The organism is Pseudomonas sp. GW456-12-10-14-LB2 (assembly GCF_002884345.1).
Lineage (GTDB): Bacteria > Pseudomonadota > Gammaproteobacteria > Pseudomonadales > Pseudomonadaceae > Aquipseudomonas > Aquipseudomonas paraglycinae.
In genome coordinates this window covers 1-259 of record NZ_POHV01000221.1, presented here as the reverse complement: position 1 = coordinate 259, position 259 = coordinate 1, and the positions used below count along the sequence as shown (strand labels likewise).

At 61.4% G+C, this 259-nt stretch carries 1 pseudogene; it reads left to right on the top strand.

Annotation, left to right across the window (positions count from 1 at the left end):
• Positions 1–259: pseudogene (locus C1X29_RS30080) on the top strand (RNA degradosome polyphosphate kinase); the annotation flags it as partial.

The following is a 259-nucleotide window of genomic DNA, read 5'->3' as shown; positions in this document are numbered from 1 at the left end:
TATACGGACCTCTCCTATTTCACCTCGGAGCCGACCATCGGCCGCGACGCCGCGCGTGTGTTCAACTTCATCACGGGCTATGCCGCACCGAGCGATCTGGAAAAGATGGCGGTGTCGCCGCTGACCTTGCGCAAGCGCATCATCGAGCACATCCAGGGCGAGACCGAGCACGCCCGTCACGGCAAGCCCGGCGCGGTCTGGATGAAGATGAATGCGCTTGTCGACCCCGATATCATCGATGCGCTCTATGAAGCGTCAC